We start from the raw sequence: 4,221 nt of genomic DNA, 5'->3' as shown, positions 1-4,221 counted from the left end.
CCCCCCCCCCCCCCCCGCTTCCGTGTCTCCGCCTCCATTCCGGCGCTCCCGCCTCTATTCGGGCGCTCCCGGCGGAGGCGCCGAGCGGAAGTCGCGGGGCTCCCCCTCGGGCGGCAGCCCGCCGATGCGGCGTACGTACTTCACCACCTCGATGAAGATCGCGCGGAGAAAGCCCGCCTCGCGCATGTCGGGATCCGCGCGGCGCACCAGCTCGCGGAGGGTCCGCATCACCGTTTCCGTCTGCCGCGCCTTGAAGAAGTCCACCGCCCACAGCGCCCGCTCGGTGTCGTCGAACAGGCGCTCCAGCGCGGCCACGTCCGCCGGGGGGGCGTCGCCGCGGCGCGGGGCGCGGAACGCCTGGTCGGCGCCCTCGGCCTGCATCCACATCTCGTACGCCATCACCAGCACCGCCTGCGCCAGGTTCAGCGACGAGTGCTCGGAGGTGGGGATGATGCACGTGCGGTGGCACATGTCCAGCGCCTCGTTGCTCAGCCCGTGGTCCTCGCGCCCGTACAGCAGCGCCACCGGGCCGCCCTCTCCCGCCACCGACTGCCGCGCGCGCACCAGCAGCTCCGGCGCGATCTCGCGCGGGCGGGTGACGGCGCGCTTGGCACGGCGCGAGCGGGCCGTCATCCCGATCACGTACGAGCAGTCGCCCAGCGCGCTTTCCAGCGAGTCGTGGATCTCGGTGCGCTCCACCAGGTCGTGGGTGCCGTGGGCGATCCCCTCGATGCGCCATGGATCCCACGATTCCGGCTGGATGAGCCGCAGCCGGGCGAGCCCGAAGTTCTTCATCGCGCGGATGGTTCCCGCGATGTTCACGTAGTCCTGCGTCTGCCACAGGACCACCACTACGCCCTCCAGCGCCGCGCGTCCCGCCGCCTGCTCCTGCCCGCCCGTCTCGCTCACGATCTGCTTTCCGCTCGGTTTCCGATGCTCGCCCGCCGGTAGCATACGCCCTGTGCATCCCGCGCGGAAGACGGCCGCGGCGTTCCGGTCAGGAGCCTTCGGGCCGTGCGTCGACGGCCACGCGCGCGCTGTCCAGCGGAATGGTGACCACCCACTGGCGCTTTCCCTCCGGCTCCGACAGGTAGGCGTAGACGATGCGCCGCTGGGTAGGCTCCAGCGTGACCTCCGCGCGGAAGCTGCCGCCGGTGACGGGAACGTCCACGGGGCCGTAGAGCACGTCGTGCCCATCCTCCACCGTCAGCTGCACCGTGGTGGCGCCGCGCGTGCGGCCGTCGATCGTGTAGCGCCGCTCTCCCAGCTTCGTCACCATCCCGGTGAGGTTCGCGTCCGCGGGCGCGGCGCTCGTGCGTGCGGCGGTGTCCACCGGAGGCGGAGGCGTGGGCGATGCCGTGTCGCGCGGAACGGAATCGGCCGCCGCGACGGTGATGGAATCGGCGGACGCGGCGCGGTCGGCACCGGCGTCGTCCTGGCAGGCAACCAGGGACAGAAGCGCGGCGGCGGAGAGTCGAAGGTGGATCCTGGACATGTGTGTGCGTGGACAGTCGTCAGGCGGCTGCGGGCCGGGGCGCCGCCTGCTTCTGGTCGCGCTCGGCCGCGGCGGCGGCGTCGGCCTGGTAGCGCGCACCGTGGCCGGCCAGGGCGAAGTAGCAGACCATCGCCAGCCCGAAGATGGCGGCCAGCGTGAACTTGATGGCGGGCGGCAGGGGCGAGGTGCTGATGAAGCCCTCGATGAGCCCCGCGATGATCAGCATGACGGCGGTGCCGCCGATCAGCGACACGGCCTCGCGGGCGCGCCGCTGCAGCACCTCGCGCCGCGTGAGGCGGCCGGGGAACAGGATGGCCGACCCCAGCCACAGCCCGGCCCCGCCCGCGATGCAGATGGCGGTGATCTCGATGACCCCGTGGCCCGCGACGAAGGTCCACAGGTGAAGGCTCTGCCCGTGGTTGGCGAACAGCCCCGCCACGGAGCCCAGGTGCAGCCCGTTGAACACCAGGATCAGCACCGTTCCGGCCCCCGCCAGGATGCCTCCCGCGAAGGCGGTGAACGTCACGCCCACGTTGTTGCTGATCAGGCTGCTCGCCATCCCGGGCATCTCCACCTCGGTGACGTCGTAGTAGCCCTCGCCCCGGGCCTCCTTGGCGGCCGCGTTCTCGGCCCGCGCGATCATCTCCGCCGGGATCATCTCGCGCGCCAGGGTGGGCTGGGTGCGGATGGCGGCGAAGCTGAGCACGGCGGGCACGTAGAACAGCGCCAAGGCCACGGTGATGGGCCGCCACAGCCGGCGGGCCAGCGCGGCGAACCCCCCGGCGAGGAACACCCGGAAGCGGCGCCACGAGCGCACGGGCGGGCGGTAGAACAGGTTGTGCCCGCTGCCGACGATGCGCTCCAGCGAGTACAGCAGCTCCTGCGAGCCGCCGTAGGTGCGGGCGCGCGCCAGGTCCGCCGCCACGCCGCGGTACAGGGTGGCGAAGCGCGACACGCGGGTTTCACCCAGCTTGTCCAGCCCCTGCTTGCGCGCCATCTCCAGCATTGCCTGGTACTCGTTCCACTCTTCCCGCTGCCGCCGGACCAGGGCCGTGGCCTGCGCCGTCCCCGCGCGACCCCCGGCCCCCGAGGCCTGCCGCCGCGCCGTCTCGTCCGCGTGGAGGGTGCACAGGTACGCGTCGGGGCTCACCTGCATCCGGCGCGGATCGTCGGCCACGTGATGCTCCACGCGCGCCATCAGCTTTCGCGACAGCTCGGCGCGCACGTGGCCCTCCAGCGAAAGCCGCCGCGACACGAACATCGACACGGCCGCGAACTCGTCGTCGGCCAGCCGCGGGCGCCCCAGGCTGGGCGCGTCGGGCGCGGCGGGGTTGTCTTCGGGGATGGGCTGCCCCGTGCGGTCGCGCACCACCACCGTGCCGGCGGCCATGTCGCCCAGCCGCTTCGTCTGGGGATGAAGCATCATCGACAGGCCGCCGATGGCGCACGAGCCCACGGGCTGAATGTCGACGCCCAGCTTCACCAGGTTGCGGATGGCGGATGCGCGCACCGTGACGGGATATCCGCCGTCGTGCACCACGCGGATGCCCATCCACTTCTTCCCCAGCGTCTGCCCGTCGCGAAGGCCCTCCAGCAGCGCGAAGTATCCCCAGAAGAACACGAAGCTCAGGAAGACGTAGATGCCCCATCCCACCCCGCTCAGCATGTTCTTGCCTCCCACCATCCACACGAAGAAGGCGGCGGTAGCCAGGAACGCCAGGTTGGTGAACAGGACGATCAGCAGGTCCAGCAGCAGCGCCGTGAAGCGCGAGCCCAGGTCCGCCAGCTCGTAGCCGATGGCCACGTGCTCGGGCGTTTCGACATCCACCTGCCGGTCGGCGATCACGTGCGGGGGTGCGGGAGGTGCCTGGACCATCGGCGTTCGGGAAACCGGGGGGATGGATCGCGGGAGTGCGCGATGCGGCGCAGGGAGAATGTAAGAGCGTTCCGGACACCGCGCGAGCCGGAGCAGCACGTACACCGAATTGGCCGACGAGCGCCGATGTCATCCCGAAGGAGCGGCCAAGCGCCATCCGCCCGCACGCCAAACCCCGCAGCGACTGAGGGATCCGCCACACACTGCGGTCGTGCACCGGCCCGTCCCGCACGCGAGCCCTGGTACGAGACCCGGACGCGCCCCCCGGACCTCCTCCACACCCAAGCAAGCCAGTCCGCGCAGGCGGACATCGTGTGTTTGTTGCAGCGACTTCAGTCGCCCGTGCCGGGATCGGCTCAAGACGATGGCAGGGCGCGAGGGGCGAGCCGGGTCTCAAAGCAAGGAGCGGGTGAGCCCCGGTCGGCAGGGAGGAGCCAGGGTGCCGGTGGGTCGGCAGGTGGGGGGCGCCTCGCGAAGTGTGTGGCGGATCCCTCGGTCGCTGCCGTCCACGGCGTTCGGGCAGGCTCGCTGTGGCCGCTCCATCGGGATGACATCTGCGGTTTGGCAGGTGCTGCGGCGTTGGTGCGATAACGAAAAGGGCCCCTCTCGCGAGGGGCCCTTTTCGTGTGAGGCGCCGGGGCTGGCCCGGCGCGCTCCGCCGTGCCTGGGTTACAGGCCGGCGCCCAGCGAGGTGCCGGTCAGCGCGCGGTACAGGTTCGCGCGGCCGTAGCCGTACTTGGTGTCGTAGCCCGCCGTGCCGCTGTCGTCGGCCGTGCTCTCCAGGCGGCTGCGCAGCGCCTTGCCGCGCAGGCCCGTCTTGCTGGCGACCACCGCGGCGACGCCGGTCACG

Annotated in this window: 3 protein-coding genes and 1 pseudogene; all 4 read right to left on the bottom strand. The window is 71.7% G+C overall.

What is annotated here, in order from left to right; all coding sequences use genetic code 11:
• Window positions 1–54 precede the first annotated feature (54 nt).
• Entirely contained in the window at window positions 55–909 is an 855-nt protein-coding gene (locus tag VIB55_RS09010) for an RNA methyltransferase (protein WP_331876326.1), read from the bottom strand.
• An 88-nt stretch (window positions 910–997) separates the two neighbouring features.
• Window positions 998–1,495: a hypothetical protein gene (locus tag VIB55_RS09005; RefSeq protein WP_331876325.1), complete on the bottom strand. Its 498-nt coding sequence runs from the start codon at window positions 1,493–1,495 to the stop codon at window positions 998–1,000.
• Between the two features lie 19 nt (window positions 1,496–1,514).
• Window positions 1,515–3,371 (bottom strand): stage II sporulation protein M, encoded by a 1,857-nt coding sequence (locus tag VIB55_RS09000; RefSeq protein ID WP_331876324.1) that lies wholly within the window; start codon window positions 3,369–3,371, stop codon window positions 1,515–1,517.
• A gap of 669 nt (window positions 3,372–4,040) precedes the next feature.
• A pseudogene (locus VIB55_RS08995) lies at window positions 4,041–4,221 on the bottom strand (peptidase S8); the annotation flags it as partial.

Source organism: Longimicrobium sp. (genome assembly GCF_036554565.1).
Lineage (GTDB): Bacteria > Gemmatimonadota > Gemmatimonadetes > Longimicrobiales > Longimicrobiaceae > Longimicrobium.
This window is presented reverse-complemented; position numbering and strand designations above follow the sequence as displayed.

Coding starts and splice junctions, on each gene's coding strand:
- VIB55_RS09005 (WP_331876325.1), bottom strand. CDS start 1,495: ATGTCCAGGATCCACCTTCGACTCTCCGCCGCCGCGCTTCTGTCCCTG.
- VIB55_RS09000 (WP_331876324.1), bottom strand. CDS start 3,371: ATGGTCCAGGCACCTCCCGCACCCCCGCACGTGATCGCCGACCGGCAG.